This window comes from Streptomyces sp. CB01635, from assembly GCF_002803065.1.
Classification (GTDB): domain Bacteria; phylum Actinomycetota; class Actinomycetes; order Streptomycetales; family Streptomycetaceae; genus Streptomyces.
On record NZ_NNBL01000005.1, the window covers coordinates 290229 to 306258 of the forward strand.

Annotated in this window: 15 protein-coding genes; 11 read left to right on the forward strand and 4 right to left on the reverse strand. The window is 70.4% G+C overall.

Annotation, left to right across the window (positions count from 1 at the left end; genetic code table 11):
* From CG723_RS18725 to CG723_RS18745, 5 genes are all read left to right on the forward strand, one after another.
* A complete protein-coding gene (locus CG723_RS18725; protein ID WP_234374393.1) occupies positions 1 to 1047 on the forward strand; it encodes a LacI family DNA-binding transcriptional regulator in 1047 nt (348 codons plus the stop codon).
* A gap of 287 nt (positions 1048 to 1334) precedes the next feature.
* Positions 1335 to 2645, forward strand: coding sequence for an ABC transporter substrate-binding protein (locus CG723_RS18730; RefSeq protein WP_100594572.1), 1311 nt, complete (start codon positions 1335 to 1337; stop codon positions 2643 to 2645).
* Between the two features lie 14 nt (positions 2646 to 2659).
* A complete protein-coding gene (locus tag CG723_RS18735; RefSeq protein ID WP_100594573.1) occupies positions 2660 to 3595 on the forward strand; it encodes a carbohydrate ABC transporter permease in 936 nt (311 codons plus the stop codon).
* The gene (locus CG723_RS18740; RefSeq protein WP_100594574.1) at positions 3592 to 4413 is read left to right on the forward strand and encodes a carbohydrate ABC transporter permease; all 822 of its coding nucleotides are present in this window, start codon (positions 3592 to 3594) and stop codon (positions 4411 to 4413) included. Before CG723_RS18735 ends, CG723_RS18740 begins: the two co-directional genes overlap by 4 nt.
* Positions 4410 to 6782, forward strand: coding sequence for a beta-glucosidase (locus CG723_RS18745; RefSeq protein ID WP_442802570.1), 2373 nt, complete (start codon positions 4410 to 4412; stop codon positions 6780 to 6782). The genes CG723_RS18740 and CG723_RS18745 overlap by 4 nt, the downstream gene beginning before the upstream one ends.
* Before the next feature lie 54 nt (positions 6783 to 6836).
* Here CG723_RS18745 and CG723_RS18750 read toward each other — a convergent pair whose 3' ends face one another.
* Positions 6837 to 8801 carry a M13 family metallopeptidase gene (locus tag CG723_RS18750; protein WP_100594575.1) on the reverse strand — a complete coding sequence of 655 codons (1965 nt, stop codon included), beginning with the start codon at positions 8799 to 8801 and terminating at the stop codon, positions 6837 to 6839.
* Between the two features lie 172 nt (positions 8802 to 8973).
* Here CG723_RS18750 and CG723_RS18755 point away from each other — a divergent pair, with 172 nt between their 5' ends.
* Positions 8974 to 10212 carry an FAD-dependent oxidoreductase gene (locus tag CG723_RS18755; protein ID WP_100594576.1) on the forward strand — a complete coding sequence of 413 codons (1239 nt, stop codon included), beginning with the start codon at positions 8974 to 8976 and terminating at the stop codon, positions 10210 to 10212.
* 41 nt (positions 10213 to 10253) lie between these two features.
* The gene (locus CG723_RS18760; protein WP_100594690.1) at positions 10254 to 10958 is read left to right on the forward strand and encodes a TetR/AcrR family transcriptional regulator; all 705 of its coding nucleotides are present in this window, start codon (positions 10254 to 10256) and stop codon (positions 10956 to 10958) included.
* Between the two features lie 24 nt (positions 10959 to 10982).
* Here the strand turns inward: CG723_RS18760 and CG723_RS18765 are convergent, their stop codons facing one another.
* The gene (locus CG723_RS18765) at positions 10983 to 11507 is read right to left on the reverse strand and encodes a YceI family protein (protein WP_100594691.1); all 525 of its coding nucleotides are present in this window, start codon (positions 11505 to 11507) and stop codon (positions 10983 to 10985) included.
* 356 nt (positions 11508 to 11863) lie between these two features.
* Between CG723_RS18765 and CG723_RS18770 the strand changes: the two genes are divergently transcribed.
* Together CG723_RS18770 and CG723_RS18775 are read left to right on the forward strand one after the other, a co-directional pair.
* The gene (locus tag CG723_RS18770) at positions 11864 to 12493 is read left to right on the forward strand and encodes a hypothetical protein (RefSeq protein ID WP_100594577.1); all 630 of its coding nucleotides are present in this window, start codon (positions 11864 to 11866) and stop codon (positions 12491 to 12493) included.
* A 47-nt stretch (positions 12494 to 12540) separates the two neighbouring features.
* The gene (locus CG723_RS18775) at positions 12541 to 13140 is read left to right on the forward strand and encodes a uridine kinase family protein (protein ID WP_100594578.1); all 600 of its coding nucleotides are present in this window, start codon (positions 12541 to 12543) and stop codon (positions 13138 to 13140) included.
* A gap of 22 nt (positions 13141 to 13162) precedes the next feature.
* Here the strand turns inward: CG723_RS18775 and CG723_RS18780 are convergent, their stop codons facing one another.
* Positions 13163 to 13732: a PadR family transcriptional regulator gene (locus CG723_RS18780; RefSeq protein WP_100594579.1), complete on the reverse strand. Its 570-nt coding sequence runs from the start codon at positions 13730 to 13732 to the stop codon at positions 13163 to 13165.
* Positions 13733 to 13801: 69 nt separating this feature from the next.
* On the opposite strand from CG723_RS18780, the gene CG723_RS18785 reads away from it, so the two are divergent.
* Positions 13802 to 14194, forward strand: coding sequence for a nuclear transport factor 2 family protein (locus CG723_RS18785; RefSeq protein WP_100594580.1), 393 nt, complete (start codon positions 13802 to 13804; stop codon positions 14192 to 14194).
* 29 nt (positions 14195 to 14223) lie between these two features.
* On the opposite strand, the gene CG723_RS18790 is transcribed toward CG723_RS18785, so the two are convergent.
* Positions 14224 to 15183, reverse strand: a complete 960-nt coding sequence (locus CG723_RS18790) for a LysR family transcriptional regulator (protein ID WP_100594581.1) — start codon at positions 15181 to 15183, stop codon at positions 14224 to 14226.
* Between the two features lie 149 nt (positions 15184 to 15332).
* Between CG723_RS18790 and CG723_RS18795 the strand changes: the two genes are divergently transcribed.
* A complete protein-coding gene (locus CG723_RS18795) occupies positions 15333 to 16028 on the forward strand; it encodes a type 1 glutamine amidotransferase domain-containing protein (RefSeq protein WP_100594582.1) in 696 nt (231 codons plus the stop codon).
* The last annotated feature ends 2 nt before the right edge of the window (positions 16029 to 16030 follow it).

Consider the following 16030-nt stretch of genomic DNA (forward strand, 5'->3'; position numbering starts at 1 on the left):
GTGCAGAAGAAGCAGACGTCGGCGTCCCAGGAGCCTTCCGGGGGCGGCACGGCGACGCTTGCTGAGATCGCCCGCGAGGCGGGGGTCTCCGCTCCGACTGTTTCGAAGGTCCTCAACGGCCGGGCCGATGTCGCTCCGGCCACCCGCGAGCGGGTCGAGGAACTGCTCCGCCGCCACGGCTACCAGCGCCGCAGGGCCAACTCCACGGCCATCCCCCTCCTTGAACTGGTCTTCCACGAGCTGGACAGCTCCTGGTCGATGGAGGTGATCCGCGGGGTCGAGAACGTGGCCCGCGAGGAGGGGCTCAGCCTGGTCCTGTCCGAGCACGCCGGACAGCTCAGCATCGGCCAGTCCTGGGTCGACGGCGTTCTCGCCCGCCGTCCCACCGGCGTGATCCTCGTCCTGTCCGGGCTCGACGCCGCGCAGCGGGCGCAGCTCACCAGCCGTGACATCCCGTTCGTGGTGATGGACCCGGCGGGCGACCCGGGTGACGACGTGCCCGCGATCGGCGCCACGAACTGGCAGGGCGGGCTCGCCGCCACGCGGCACCTGCTGGAGCTGGGGCATCGCCGGATCGGTGTGATCGCCGGCCCGGCGGGGATGATGTGCAGCCGTGCCCGGATCGACGGCTATCGGGCGGCCCTGGAGACGGCCGGGGTCGCCTTCGACCCGGCGCTGATCCGCGAGGGGACCTTCCACCACGAATCCGGCCACGCGGCCGGACTCGAACTGCTCGGCCTGCCGGACCGGCCGACCGCCGTGTTCGCCGGCAACGACCTCCAGGCGCTCGGCCTCTACGAGGCGGCCCGTGAAATGGGCCTGCGGATCCCCGACGACGTCAGCGTCGTGGGCTTCGACGATCTGCCCCTGGCCCGCTGGGTCGGTCCGCCGCTGACCACCGTCCGCCAGCCCCTGGTCGAGATGGCCGAGGCGGCGGCACGGCTGACCCTCGACCTGGCACGGGGCAAGAAGCCCGCCACGCTGCGCATGGACCTGGCGACCAGCCTCGTCGTGCGGAGCAGCACGGCGGCGCCCGCCGAGCGATAGCCCTCGCGCCACCTCGCCACCTCGCCACCTCGCCTATTGGCCATCACGCCCAGCGGCGATCTTCGAAACTGTCGGCGCGCATGGTCCGCGCCCTCTTCCGCGGCCCGAACCGGACCGCCGCCCCGTCGTGCCCTTTCGCCGCAAGGCCCGCCCTGCGCCAGGCGCCCGAACCGATAACGCTTCGGAAACCCGTCCGCCGAGGGTTGACCGCCCGTTCGGCGCGCCTTACCGTCACACCGCCCAGCATATTTCGCTCTCTTGACCGACACTTTCGAGAGGCTTCAAAGATGAAGACACCCGCACGGATCTCCCGCGCCGTCGCCGGAGGTGTGGCGCTCGCCCTCGGTCTGACCCTGTCGGCCTGTGGCGGCGGCTCCTCCGACTCGGCCGGAGGCGGGGACTCCGACAAGATCCACGTGCTGGTGTACGGGGACGCGGCCAACAAGGTCGAGAAGCAGCTCGTAGCCACCTTCAACAAGACGTCGAAGGTCAAGGCGGTCCTCGACACCATCCCGGGCGCCGACTACCAGCAGAAGCTGCAGACCATCATCAGCACCCCGCAGGCCCCCGACATCTTCTTCAACTGGGGCGGAGGCAGCATCAAGCCCTTCGTCGACGCCGACCTGCTGCTGCCGCTCGACGACTTCATCAAGAAGGACCCGGCCCTCAAGTCCAGCTTCCTGCCGTCGGTCTTCGACAGCGCGAAGGTCAACGGGAAGCCGTACGGCGTCCCGATGCGCGGCACGCAGCCGGTGCTGCTCTTCAACAACAAGAAGGTGCTGGCCGACGCCGGTGTCACGCCGCCGAAGACCTGGGACGACCTGCTCGGCGCGGTGAAGGCGCTGAAGGCCAAGGGCGTCACCCCGATCGCGCTCGGCGGCGGCGACCAGTGGCCGACGCTGATGTGGTTCGAGTACCTCTACGACCGTGTCGCCGGCCCTGACGTCTTCCAGAAGGCGCTCGGCGGCGACAAGAGCGCCTGGGAGAGCGCGGGCAGCAAGAAGGCCCTCGGCATGATCAGGCAGCTCGTCGACGCGGGTGCCTTCGGCACCAACTACGACTCCGTCAAGTTCACCGACCAGGGCTCGCCCACGCTGCTCGCCACCGGCAAGGCCGGCTTCGAGCTCATGGGTTCCTGGGAGTACTCGACCCAGCAGGACTCCCACCCCGCGTTCGCCAAGAAGGACCTCGGCTACACCTCGTTCCCGACGGTCGCAGGCGGCTCGGGCGACGACGCCAACCTCGTCGGCAACACCAACAACTTCTACTCCGTGATGAAGAAGACGAAGCATCCCGAGGCCGTCGCCGAGTTCCTCAAGCTCCAGTACTCCGACGAGTTCGTGAAGGCGCAGCTGGGCATCGGCAACCTGCCGACCACGACCAACACGGAGAAGTTCCTCGGCGCCTCCGCGAGCCCGGACTACTCGAAGTACCAGCTCGACCTCGTGAAGAAGGCCCCGTCGTTCCAGCTCTCGTGGGACCAGGCCTACCCCCAGTCCGCCTCGACGCCCATGCACCAGGCGGTCCAGCAGTTCGTCAACGGCGGGCTCGACACCGACGGCTTCATCAAGGCCATGCAGGCCTTGCCCACCGCGTGAGACCTGGTACCGAGATGACCACCACCGTCACCAAGGCCGCTGTCGTCGCCGAACGGCGGCCCGCGCAGCGGCGCACGGCCGGCCTGGGGCGCCCGGGTTTCACCTGGGCGCTGCCCGCCACCTTGTTCTTCGTCCTGTTCGCCGTCGTCCCGCTCGTCCTGGTCGCCGTGCTGTCCTTCACGAACTGGAACGGTCTGGGCGCGCCGCGGTTCGCCGGGCTCGACAACTGGACCAAGCTCCTCAACGACCCGGTGATGCTCAACAGCCTCTGGCTGAGCGTGCTGATCACCGTCCTGGGCGTGCTCGTCCAGACGCCGCTGAGCATCCTGCTCGGCGTCTGGGCGGCGGGCCGCCAGCGCAACCGCGCCATCCTGTCGGCGATCTACTTCGTCCCGCTGCTGCTGTCCGCCACCGCGGTCTCCGTCCTGTGGCGCACCCTGCTCGACCCCAACTTCGGTGTGCCGTCGCAGGCCAAGTGGCTGTTCGGCGACGGCAATCTGCTCGGCATGCAGAGCGGGGCCATCGGGGTGCTGGTCTTCGTGGGGGCCTGGCAGTTCACCCCGTTCCACACCCTGATCTACCAGGGCGCGGCGCGGGCCATCCCTCAAGTCCTGTACCAGGCAGCCCAGATCGACGGCGCGGGCACGGTGCGCCAGTTCTTCCACATCACGCTGCCGCAACTGCGCAACACCATGATCACGTCGATGATCCTGATGGTCGTCGGCGGCCTCACCACGTTCGACACCGTCCTGATCCTGACCCAGGGCGGCCCCGGCACGGACACCACCATCAGCGCCTACTACATGTACCAAAAGGCCTTCAAGAGCTTCGACTTCGGCGCGGGATCGGCCATCGCGCTGCTCCTCGTGGTGGTCGCGACGGTCATCTCGCTCGTCGTCGTACGGGTCTCGGGCTACGACAAGATGCGCAGCTCGGTGGAGGGCCTGTGAGCAAGCAACGCCCCAACTACCTGGCCGGCCTGGGCTCCGTGGTCTGGCTGCTCGTCGTCGGCGCACCGCTCTACGTCCTGGTCTCGGCGTCCGTGCAGTCCCGCGCGGACTACGGCGCGAGCGGTCCGCTGAGCCTGCCGCGGCACTTCACGCTGCGGAACTACATCGACGACTTCTCCACCGGCTTCGGCCGGTACTTCCTCAACACGGTGATCGTGACCGTGTGTGTGGTCGCCATCGTCCTCGTGGTGGTGCCGCCGCTGTCGTACTCCATCGTCCGCAGCCGCGGCCGCGTCACGACCGCCGTCTTCCGCCTCTTCCTGCTCGGTCTCGCCATCCCCGCGCAGGCGGTGATCGTGCCGATGTTCTACGTCATCAGCAAGGCGGGGCTCTACGACAACCTCATCGGCGTCATCCTGCCGACCGCGGCCTTCTCGCTCCCCATGTGCGCCCTGGTCCTGACCGGCGTGATGCGCGACATCACCCCGGATCTGTACGAGGCGATGGCCATCGACGGCGCCTCCTCGTGGCGGGTGTTCGGTCAGCTCGTACTCCCCCTGTCGCGGGGCGGGCTCGCCACGATCGCGGTCTTCTCCGCCCTCCAGGCGTGGAACGGCTTCCTGTTCCCCCTGGTGCTCACCCAGTCCGACTCCACCAAGGTGATCACCTTGGGGCTCTACAACTTCCGCACCCAGTACGGCATCAACGTCCCGGGGCTGCTGGCCGCCGTGGTCCTGTCCATGGTGCCCGTCCTGCTCGTCTACCTGTTCGCCCGGCGCACCCTGGTCCAGGGGCTCATGGGCGTGGGAGGAAAGTGACCCACATCGTGGCCGTAACGACAGACTCCACCACGCCCCTGTGGCGCGACACGACACTCGACCACGAGACGCGCGCCGACGCCCTCATTGCCGAGATGACCCTCCAGGAGAAGGTCGCCCAGCTGTTCGGCGTCTGGGTCGGGGCGTCCGACGAGGGCGGCGAAGTCGCCCCGTACCAGCATGAGATGGAGGAGCCGGTCGACCTCGAGGCGCTGCTGCCGCGAGGGCTCGGGCAGCTCACCAGGCCCTTCGGCACCGCCCCCGTCGACCCCGCTCTCGGCGCGCTGTCCCTGTTGCGCACCCAGCGCCGCATCGCCGCGGGCAACCGCTTCGGCATTCCGGCCGTCGCCCACGAGGAGTGCCTCGCGGGCTTCGCCGCCTGGGGTGCGACCGCCTATCCCGTCCCGCTCTCGTGGGGCGCGACGTTCGATCCGGCGCTGGTACGGCGCATGGCCCGGGCCATCGGGCAGGACATGCGTTCGGTGGGTGTGCACCAGGGCCTCGCCCCCGTGCTCGACGTCGTGCGCGACGCACGGTGGGGCCGCGTCGAGGAGACCATCGGCGAGGATCCGTACCTCGTCGGGACGCTCGGCACCGCCTATGTCCAGGGCCTTGAATCCGCGGGGATCGTCGCCACCTTGAAGCACTTCGTGGGCTACTCCGCCTCCCGCGCGGGACGCAACCTCGCGCCCGTCGGCATGGGGCCCAGGGAGCGTGCCGATGTGATGCTGCCGCCGTTCGAGATGGCGCTGCGCGAGGGCGGCGCCCGCTCGGTGATGCACGCCTACACCGACACGGACGGCGTCCCGTCGGCAGCCGACGAGCAGCTGCTCACCGGGCTGTTGCGGGACATCTGGGGCTTCACGGGGACGGTCGTGGCGGACTACTTCGGTGTCGGGTTCCTCAAGACCCTGCACGGTGTCGCCGCGACTTGGGGTGAGGCCGCCGGCGCCGCGCTGACGGCGGGCGTGGACGTGGAACTGCCCACCGTCAAGGCGTTCGGGCAGCCGCTTCTCGACGCGGTCGCGGACGGTCGGGTGTCCGAGGCCGTCGTGGACCGCGCGCTGCACCGTGTACTCGTGCAGAAGGCGCAGCTGGGCCTCCTCGACACCGGATGGGACGCGGTGCCGCAGGCGCTGGCCGGTGCGGACCTCGGGGACCCGCAGGCGCTGCGCGGAACCGTGGTCCTGGACACCACGGACCGCCGCGCCCTCGCCCGGGAGGTCGCCGAGCAGGCCGTCGTCCTGCTCCGCAACGACGGCACACTCCCCCTGACCCGGCCAGCCAGGATCGCGGTCGTCGGCCCGACCGCCGACACCGCGACGGCCGTTCTCGGCTGCTACGCGTTCCCGGTGCACGTGGGCGCCCGGCACCCCGAGATACCGGCCGGGATCGAACTGCCCACCCTGGTCGAGGCGTTGAGGGCCGAGTTCCCCGACAGCGAGGTCGTCACCGCGCCCGGGTGCGGCGTCGACGACACCGGCACCGGCGGCTTCGCCGAGGCCGTGGAGCTGGCCCGTGGCGCCGACGTCGTCGTCCTCGCGCTGGGCGACCGCGCCGGGCTCTTCGGCCGCGGCACCAGCGGCGAGGGCTGCGACGCGGACTCGCTCGCGCTGCCGGGCGTGCAGGAGCAGCTCCTGAACACGCTCCTGGGCACCGGCACACCGGTCGTGCTGACGCTCCTGGCGGGACGCCCGTACGCGCTCGGCCGTGCGGTACGGGAGTCGGCCGCCGTCGTCCAGTCGTTCTTCCCCGGCGAGGAGGGCACGCCCGCCATCGCCGGTGTGCTCAGCGGTCGGGTCGCCCCGTCCGGACGGCTGCCCGTCAGCATCCCGAACGGCCCGGGGGCCCAGCCGTCCACGTATCTGGCGGCGCGGCTCGGGCAGGTCAACGAAGTGTCGAACATCGATCCGACACCGGCGTTCGGCTTCGGGCACGGCCTGACGTACACGTCGTTCGACTGGTCCGATCTCACCGTGGAGCGCGCGACGGTCAGGACGGACGGCGAGGCCGAACTCGCCTTCACCGTAAGGAACTCGGGCGACCGTGACGGCACCGAGGTCGCGCAGCTCTATCTGCACGACCCGGTCGCCTCGGTGGTGCAGCCCGTCCAGCGGCTGGTCGGGTTCGTGCGCCTGGCACTCGCGCCCGGGCAGGCCGCGCGGATCCGGGTGACGGTGCCCGCGGACCTCGCGTCGTTCACCGGGCGGGACGGGCGGCGGATCGTCGAACCGGGCGAGCTGGAGCTGCGGCTCGGCGCGTCCAGCACCGACCTCCGGCTGACCGCGAAGGTGACGCTCACCGGACCTGTGCGGGCGGTGGACCACACCCGCAGGCTGCACGCCGATTTCGGCGTCACCACGCGATGAGACAGCCGTGGCCCGTACCTTCCAGAAAGGTACGGGCCACGCGTCATCGGCGCGCTACCAGATGCGCACACGGTCCGCCGGGTCGAGCCACAGGCCGTCGCTGTCCGACGTGTTGAACGCGTCGTGGAACTCGTCGAGGTTGCGCACGATGTTCGCGCGGAACTCCGGCGGCGAGTGCGGGTCGATGGTCAGGTACTGCTGCTCCTGCTCCTTGCGCCGCTTGGTACGCCAGCAGTAGGCCCAGTTGAGGAACAGGCGCTGGGAACCGGTGGTGGCCTCGTGCTCCGGCGACGGGGTGTCGCCGAGCGAGATGACGTACGCCTTGTGGCCGATGGTCAGGCCGCCGAGGTCGCCGATGTTCTCGCCGACGGTGAGCGCGCCGTTGACGGACTCGCCGGGCAGGTTGCGCGGCGAGAAGCCGTCGTACTGCTCGATGAGGGCCTTCGACTTGGCCTCGAAGGACGTCTTGTCGGACGCGGTCCACCAGTCGTTGAGGTTGCCCGCGCCGTCGTACTGGGCGCCCTGGTCGTCGAAGCCGTGGCCGATCTCGTGGCCGATCACGGAGCCGATACCGCCGTAGTTCTCGGCCGGGTCGGCATCGGGCGCGAAGAACGGCTTCTGCAGGATGCCCGCGGGGAAGCAGATCTCGTTGGTGCCCGGGTTGTAGTACGCGTTCACCGTCTGCGGCAGCATGAACCACTCGTCGCGGTCGACCGGCGAGCCGATCTTGGCGAGCTCGCGGTCCGTCTCGAACGCCGCGGCCGCCTGCGCGTTGGCGAGCAGGTCGTCCGCGGTGACCTGGAGCTTGGAGTAGTCGCGGAACTTGTCCGGGTAGCCGATCTTGGGGCGGAACGTGGCGAGCTTCTCGTACGCCCGCTCCTTCGTCTCGTCGGTCATCCAGTCGAGCCGGGCGATCGACTGGCGGTAGGCCTCGAGGAGGTTGGCGACGAGCTCGTCCATCATCGCCTTGGACGCCGGCGGGAAGTGCCGGGCCACGTACTCCTTGCCGACGGCCTCGCCCATCGCGCCCTCGACGAGCGCGACGGCGCGCTTCCAGCGGGCGCGCAGCTCCGGGGTGCCGTTGAGCGTGCGCCCGTAGAAGTCGAAGTTGTTCTGGACGAACGCGTCCGAGAGGTACGGCGCCGAGGCGCGCAGCACGCGCACCAGCACCCAGTCGCGCCACTGCTCGATCGGGAACTCGGTCAGGACCTGGGAGAGGTGGGCGAAGTACGACGGCTGCCGGACGCAGGTCTCGGCGACGGTCGCGTCGGTGCCGCCGATCCCGGCGGTGTAGCCGTGCCAGTCGAACTCCGGTGCCAGTGCCTTGAGTTCGTCGAGCGTGGTGAGGTTGTACGTCTTCTGCACGTCACGGGTCTCGGCCCGCTCCCAGTGGCCCGCGGCCAGCTTGGTCTCGATGGCGAGGACCGTGCGCGCGGCGGCCGTGGGGTCGGCGTGCTCGGCGAGCGTCAGAAGATCGGTGAGATAGGTGACGTACTTGTCGCGGATCTCGGCGAACTTGTCGTCGCGGTAGTACGACTCGTCCGGCAGGCCGAGGCCGCCCTGCACGACGTTGACGAGGTAGCGGTCGGAGTTGCGGTCGTCGGTGTCGACGTACGACCCGAAGAGGCCGGAGCCGCCGACGCGCTCGAAGCGGCCGAGGAACGTCGCGAGGCCCCGGAGGTCGGCGATGGCGTCGACCTCGTCGATCAGCGGGCGCGCCGGCGCGAGCCCGAGCGCCTCGACGGCCCGCTCGTCCATGAAGGAGGCGTAGAGCGCGGCGATCTTGCGCGCCTCGCCGGTGTCGGCCGAGGTCGACTCGGCCCCCGCCGCTAGTTCCTCGATGATCGCCTTGACCTGCTCCTCGGCGGTGTCGGCGAGCTGCACGAAGGGGCCCCAGCTCGAGCGGTCCTCGGGGATCGGCTCGGTGTCCAGCCAGTGGCCGTTGACGTGGCCGAACAGGTCGTCCTGCGGCCGGATCTCGGGGTTCATACCCGGGCGGGCGTCATCAAGAATGCTCATCGACGCAGCTTATGCGAGGTGCGGCCGGGACGTTTCGTAATCCCCCGGGCCGGGACTGTCACCGCATTTTACGAACATGTTCGTTAGAAACTTGTTCGCCACGAACATGTTCGTTACCTTGGTGGAGCGGCTCCCGGAACGGCGGGCGCCACTCCACCTGAAGGAGCACGGCATGACCACCACCCACCACTCCATCGCGATCGTCGGCGGAGGACTCGGCGGCCTCGTCCTCGCGCGCGTTCTGCACCTCGGCGGCGTCGAAGCGGCCGTCTACGACCTGGAGGCCTCGGCCGCCGCCCGCCCTCAGGGCGGCATGCTCGACATGCACGTGGAGTCCGGCCAGGCCGCGCTGCGCGCCGCGGGTCTCCACGAGGAGTTCGTGGCCGCCATCCATGCGGGCGGCGAGTCCATGCGGATCCTGGACCAGCACGGCACCGTACGGATGGAGGAGTCCGACAACGGCGGCACCGACGGCCGGCCGGAGGTCAACCGCCACGATCTGCGCGACATGCTGCTCGCCTCTCTGCCCGAGGGCACCATCCGCTGGGGCGCCAAGGTCACCGGCGCCCGCCCGCTGACCGGGGGCCGCCACGAGGTGACGCTCGCGTCCGGCGAGACGTTCACCACCGACCTGCTCGTCGGCGCCGACGGCGCCTGGTCCAAGGTCCGCCCGCTGCTCTCCGACGCCCGCCCCGCCTACTCCGGCATCTCGTTCGTCGAGGCGTACCTCGACGACGCGGACACCCTTCACCCGGAGAGCGCCGCTGTCGTCGGCGGTGGAGCGCTGTTCGCGCTCGGGGACGAGAAGGGCTTCCTCACCCACCGGGAGAGCGACGGCCGGATCCACGTCTACTGCGCGCTGCGGGTGCCCTCCGACTGGTTCACCACCAGCGGCATCGACTTCGCCGACACCGAGGCGGCCAAGGCCCGTATCCTCACGTCCTTCGACGGCTGGGACGAGGCCTTGCGCGGACTCATCGGCGACGCCGACGGCGCGCTCGTCCCGCGGTCCATCCACGCCCTGCCCGTCGGACACCGGTGGGACCGGGTCCCGGGGGTGACCCTGCTGGGCGACGCCGCCCACCTGATGTCGCCGTTCGCCGGCGAGGGCGCCAACCTGGCGATGCTCGACGGCGCCGAGCTGGCCGCCGCGATCCTGGCGCACCCGGGCGAGACCGAGAAGGCCCTCGCCGTCTACGAGGAAGCGCTCTTCCCCCGCAGCGAGCACGCCGCAGCCGGTTCCGCCGACAACCTGGACGTCATCTTCAGCCCCGACGCACCGCAGGGCCTGCTCGACATGTTCGCGTCGTTCCGCGAGAAGGCAGAAGCCGCGGGGGACGAGGCGGAGACCGCGGGAGAGAAGGCAGAGACGATGGGAGACGCGGCGGAGACCGTGGGAACAGGTTCGTGACGAACTTGTTCGTCACGAACCCGCCTCGTTACGGTGAGCACGTGTCCCCCCAGCCCGCAGCACCCCGCAGCCGCCGAGAACGCCCGGCCAAGCCCGCCCTGACCCGGGACGGCATCGTCGCGGCCGCGGTCATGATCATGCGCGACGAAGGCCTCAAGCGCGTCACCATGCGCCGCCTTGCGCAGGAGCTCGACACGGGCCCGGCCTCGCTCTACGTGTACGTGCGCAACACCGCCGAGCTGCACGCGGCCATCCTGGACGAGCTGCTCGGCGAGGTCGACCTCTCCCCCGCCACCGCTGCGGGCGACTGGCAGGACCGTCTGGTGCGGATCCTGTTCTCGTACACCGCCGTGCTGTTCGAGCATCCGAGCCTCGCCCGTTCGGCACTCGTGGCGATGCCCTCGGGCGAGCACTACCTCGACCTGATCGAAGCCCTTCTCGCGCTGCTCGCCGAGGGTGGTGTCCCGGACGCGCAGGCCGCGTGGGGCGTGGACGCCCTTCTGCAGTACGCCACTTCGACCGCGGCCGAGCAGTCCACCCGCGACCGGGACGAGGACGCCCAGGGCGACTGGGACGCCCTGACCACCGCGCTGCACGACGTGTCCGCCACGAGCCACCCGCGCCTCGCCGCGCTGGGCGACGAACTGCTGTCCGGGCCGGGACAGGCCCGCCTGGGCTGGGGCCTACGGGTGCTGCTCAACGGGATGCCGCACACACCCCGGCCGTCCAGCGCCGACACTCCGTGACCCCCCACCCGGTGTCGCGGCAGGTCAACGCGTCGCCCTGACGTCCAGGCGCACGGTCAGCCGGCGGCCGGTCAGGCCCTTCGCGGTGGTCACACCGAACGCGTACCGGTCGACGACGGCCGACCCCACGACCGTCAGCCTGCGGCCCTCGACGGCCACACTCTCCACGGTGACGCCGACCGGCCGGCTGACGCCCATGACAGTCAACTCCCCCGTCAGGACCGGCCCGTTGGACCCCACCTCGACACCGTCAGCGCGGTACGCGATTTCGGGGTGGGTGGCCGCATCGAGGTAGTCGGCCGACCTGACGTGTTCGTCGCGGCGCGCCACACCCGACTCGAACGTGTGCGCTCCGATCCTGACGTCCACTGTGGACTTCTCGACAGGTCCGGCCACCTCGATCCGTCCCCGCGTGATCCGGAAGCTGCCCCGCACCGGGAACAGCCCGAAGACCGTGCGCATACGGAAGTTCGCGCTCGACGCCGCCGGATCGATCTCGTACGTGCCGCTCTCCGGCACAGGGTGCTCTCCCACTCGCGATGCCACCATGACCTCCATCGGTCTCGTCGCCGCCACTTCGCCGGCTGACCTCAGCATGTCCGGCGGCGGGCGGCACGCGGCAGAGCGAGATGTCGTCACCCGACCGGTACAAATGTCACTCCTGACGTCCATCGCGCAGGTGCCATGCCCATCCGGTGCGACCAACTGCCGTCCCACGTATGGGTATTGGTGTTCCACACACCTCTCCCGACACCCCTCGAAGGGCCCCGCGCGGCCGTACATCGTGCCATCCCACCAACACTGCGCAGGGGCAATGCACCGAAGAACCGTGCACAAGTGTGTGTGGTGTGAGTACCCTTCGGCACCAACACACACAGCCCCACAGCAACAGGAAGCGGGCAGTCATGTCGGACAGCAACACGCTCAAGTCCCAGTACTCCGCCCAGGTGGAGGCCGACATCGAGCGCAACGCCAAGGAACAGGAGCGCGTCGCCGCCGAGTTGGCCGCGCTTCAGGAGCAGCTCCAGACGCTGGACCACGACCGCACCCTGCTGGTGGGGATGCGCGAGGCGCTCTCGGGCCAAGGCACTGCAGCGGTGGCCGAGGGGGCACCGGTCGCGCCGAAGGCGGCGCCTCCTGTCGAACTCCCCAAGGCACGCAAGCCGAAGGGTGAGAGCGCGGCACCCAAGCAGCGCGCGAAGAAGGCGGCCGGCAAGAAGGACGCCGCGAAGAAGGCGCCCACCGTCGCGCAGCCCCGCACACCCGGTACCCCCACCCTGCGGGAACTCGTCCTGAACCTCATCACCACGAGCACCGAGCCGCGTTCGGCCGCCGAGGTCACCACGACGCTCGCCGAGACCCACCCGGAGCGCAAGGCCGGCGGCACGGTCGTGCGCAACACCCTCGAATCCCTCGTCGCCCGCGGTCAGGCCGAGCGCACCAAGCAGAACAAGTCCGTGTTCTACACCGCCCTTCCGGCGCCCGCCACCGCCGAGGACGCCGCCGGCAAGAAGGACGCACCGGCGAACGCCTGAGACTTGGCGGACGCCGGGTGGAACAGCCACCGCTATGGTGCACCCTCATGGAACCCACCGCTGAGACGTACACGGCACTGGCGACCCGCATCCGGGCGGCGCCACCGCGGTGCGGACCGGTCAGGCTCGTCGCCGTGGACGGCCCGTCGGGGGCGGGCAAGAGCACGTTCGCCGAGCGCCTGGCCGGGGCACTCGGCAGCGCGCGGATCGTGCACACGGACGACTTCGCCTCGTGGGACGACCCGTTGGGCTGGTGGTCCCGCCTCGAGGAGCAGGTGCTCCAGCCGTTGGGGAGCGGGGTGGCCGGCCGGTTCCAGCGCTACGACTGGGTGCGGCGCGAACTCGCCGAGTGGCACGACGTTCCCGTCGGCCACGCCCTCGTCCTCGAAGGTGTGTCGACGGCGCGCCGAGCCGTCGCCGACCGTCTCGCCTGCGCCGTGTGGGTCGAGACGGGTCGGACGGTGCGTCTGCGCAGGGGCCTGGCCCGTGACGGTGAGGACGCGCTGCCGCAGTGGCGTGCGTGGATGGCCGCGGAGGACGAGCACTTCGCCCAGGACGGGACCCGGGAGCGGGCCGACGTGGTGGTCGACGGCAACCCGCGCACCGCGCCCGCCGATCCGGCACACACCTACCTGCGCCTGCGGTAACCACCCGTCCCCATAAGGGAGTTCAGGGTCGGCCGGCACGTGACGTGCGACGCGCCAGGATGTCCAGGACACGCTCGCCCCACCGGAGGTTCTCCTCCTCGAAGGAGCGGCCTCGCATCAACGTCAGGTACGGGCCGATGCGTTCGCCGTCGCGCAGGTACGTGTCCTCGTCGCGCCCGTTGAGGAGCCGCTCCCTGAGGCGTTCGTAGCGGGCCAGCTTGCCGCGCGCCCACCCCATGCGCTCCTCGACGAGCGCGCGTACGGCGTCCGGGTCCGCGCCGTCCGAGGCCTGGATCTTGACCATGAGTTCGTCGCGGATGGCGGTGGGCCTCGGCGGGGCGACAGCGAAGTCGTCCAGGGCGGCACGTCCCGCGTCGGTGAGCGTGAACATCCGCTTGTTCGGCCTGCGTTCCTGCGGCACGACCCGCGCCTCGACCAGGCCGTCCCCGGCGAGGCGCTCCAGTTCGCGGTAGAGCTGCTGCGGGGTCGCGGACCAGAAGTTGGCCACCGCCACGTCGAACACCTTGGCCAGGTCGTACCCGGACGCCTCGCCCTCCAGGAGAGCCGCGAGGACCGCGTGCTTCAGAGACATCTGGACACGCTAACACCTGCACGATTAATGTCGGCCGCACCTATTCAACAAATTGACTATGGAGCGCACATGAAGGCATTCCGCAAGGCAGTGGAAGCGAACGACCCCGACGCCGTCGAGGCGCTCCTCGCCGAGAACGTCGTGTTCACCAGCCCGGTCGCCTTCCACCCGTACCCCGGCAAGGCGATGACCGCCGCGATCCTCCGGGGCGTCATGCGGGTCTTCGAGGACTTCCGCTACGTACGGGAGATCAGCAGCGCAGACGGACGCGACCACGCCCTGGTCTTCGTCACCCGCGTCGGCGACCGGGAGGTCAACGGCTGCGACTTCATCCACCTCGACGAGGACGGGCTCATCGACGACTTCACGGTCATGGTGCGCCCGCTGTCCGGCGCCGAGGCCCTCTCCGAGGCCATGGGAGCGCAGTTCGAGCGGATCCGACAGGAGGCCGCGGGCGCGTAGCCGCGCCGCCACTGTGAGGCCGGTGAGGGCTACCAGCCCCGGCCGGCCTCCAGGAGCTGGTCGCGGACGAGGGCGATGTGCGGGTTGTCCGGCGTTCCGGGGCGCTGGACGACGTAACCGGTGTTGAAGGGCGGGTCCTCCGGGTCGTGGAGGAGGACGAGCGCACCCGCCGCGAGCAGTTCGCGGCACAGGTAGCGGGGCAGCACGCTGAACCCGGCGCCGGCCGCCACGGCGGACACGACCCCGCGCAGGTCGGGCACGGTGACGGCGGCCTTGCAGGTCAGGCGTCTGCCGAAGACGTGATGCCAGTACCGGCGGACGATCGGGAGTTCCTCCGCGTACGTGATGAGCGGGACGGTGTGCAGCATCCCGGGCCCGTCGGCGGCGATCCGGTCCGGACCGCCGATACGGTCCGCCCAGGCGGGCGCGGCGACCAGGACGAACTCCTCGTCGGCGAGAGGCACCGACGTCAAGTTGCGGCCGCGGGGCCGGGCGGTGGCGATGACGAGGTCGTGCCGGCCGGTGCGCAGCTCCTCCAGGAGCGGGTCGGTCAGCCCGGTGGTGACGCGCAGCCGCACCCCCTTCTCGACCAGTGGTGCCAGCGCCGGCAGGACGCAGTGGCACAGCATCTCGGCCGGTCCCGCGAGGTGGACGGGCTCGGCCGCGGCGTCGGTGCCGGGTCCGCCCTGCCCGGCGACGGCCGACAGGGCGTCGAGCGGGTCGACCACGCGGGACGCGAGCTCGTCGGCGAAGGGGGCGGGAGCGACGCCGCGCGGCAGCCGCTCGAACAGCTCGCGGTCCAGCTGCCGCTCCAGCGCGCGGATCTGTGTGGTGACGGTCGGCTGTGACAGACCGAGCAGCCGCGCGGCCGCGGTGAAGGAACCCGACCGGTACACCGCGAGGAAGGTGCGGAGCAGATTCAGGTCCAGCGGGCCCGTGTGCGCCGTCCGGCCTATTCCCGGAGACCCATTCGAATCCCTATTTCTCATATTGGCCACCCTATTGGATTCCTATGGGAGACCCGCCCTACGGTCGGTGCCGTCGCCACACACTGACGATCTGAGCACAAAGCGTCAGACTTTCCGCGATCCGAACCCGTACTCCGGGCCCGCAGGCCCGCACCCTCGGAGCACTCACCATGTCGAAGATCCTTTTCGTAGTCACCGGCGCCACCTACTGGACGCTGGCCGACGGCACCCTGCACCCGACCGGCTTCTGGGCGGAGGAGGCCGTCGCCCCGTACGAAGCCTTCAAGGCCGCGGGTTACGACATCGTCGTGGCCACCCCCGGTGGCGTCGTCCCGACCGTGGACAAGGGCTCCCTCGCGCCCGAGTTCAACGGCGGCCAGGAGGGCGCGGACCAGGTGGCCGCGGCCCTCGCCTCCTTCAGCGAACTCCAGCACCCGGTCAAGGTGGAGGACGTGAACCTCGACGACTACGCGGCGGTGTTCTACCCCGGCGGCCACGGCCCCATGGAGGACCTCTCCGCCGACGCCGACTCGGGCAGGCTCCTCGCCCTCGCCCTGGAGACGGGCAAGCCGCTCGGCATCGTCTGCCACGCCCCGGCCGCCATGCTCGCCGCGATCAAGGGCGACGGCTCCAACGCCTTCGCCGGGTACAAGGCGACCGCCTTCACCAACGCCGAGGAGACCCAGGCCGGCTTCGCCGACAAGGCGAAGTGGCTGCTCCAGGACCGCCTCGTCAACGCGGGCGTGGACTTCCAGGAGGGCGAGCCGTGGGCCCCGAAGACGGTCGTCGACCGCAACCTGGTCACGGGCCAGAACCCGTCCTCCGCCGCCCCGCTCGCGGCCGAGCTGCTCAAGAAGCTGGCCTGACG

Excerpts from the sequence above, each read along its gene's own strand:
- CG723_RS18770 (WP_100594577.1), top strand. The coding sequence starts at position 11,864 with ATGTCGGACAGCAACACGCTCAAGTCCCAGTACTCCGCCCAGGTGGAG.
- CG723_RS18765 (WP_100594691.1), bottom strand. The coding sequence starts at position 11,507 with ATGGTGGCATCGCGAGTGGGAGAGCACCCTGTGCCGGAGAGCGGCACG.
- CG723_RS18750 (WP_100594575.1), bottom strand. The coding sequence starts at position 8,801 with ATGAGCATTCTTGATGACGCCCGCCCGGGTATGAACCCCGAGATCCGG.
- CG723_RS18780 (WP_100594579.1), bottom strand. The coding sequence starts at position 13,732 with ATGTCTCTGAAGCACGCGGTCCTCGCGGCTCTCCTGGAGGGCGAGGCG.
- CG723_RS18775 (WP_100594578.1), top strand. The coding sequence starts at position 12,541 with ATGGAACCCACCGCTGAGACGTACACGGCACTGGCGACCCGCATCCGG.
- CG723_RS18735 (WP_100594573.1), top strand. The coding sequence starts at position 2,660 with ATGACCACCACCGTCACCAAGGCCGCTGTCGTCGCCGAACGGCGGCCC.
- CG723_RS18755 (WP_100594576.1), top strand. The coding sequence starts at position 8,974 with ATGACCACCACCCACCACTCCATCGCGATCGTCGGCGGAGGACTCGGC.
- CG723_RS18790 (WP_100594581.1), bottom strand. The coding sequence starts at position 15,183 with ATGAGAAATAGGGATTCGAATGGGTCTCCGGGAATAGGCCGGACGGCG.
- CG723_RS18795 (WP_100594582.1), top strand. The coding sequence starts at position 15,333 with ATGTCGAAGATCCTTTTCGTAGTCACCGGCGCCACCTACTGGACGCTG.
- CG723_RS18785 (WP_100594580.1), top strand. The coding sequence starts at position 13,802 with ATGAAGGCATTCCGCAAGGCAGTGGAAGCGAACGACCCCGACGCCGTC.
- CG723_RS18730 (WP_100594572.1), top strand. The coding sequence starts at position 1,335 with ATGAAGACACCCGCACGGATCTCCCGCGCCGTCGCCGGAGGTGTGGCG.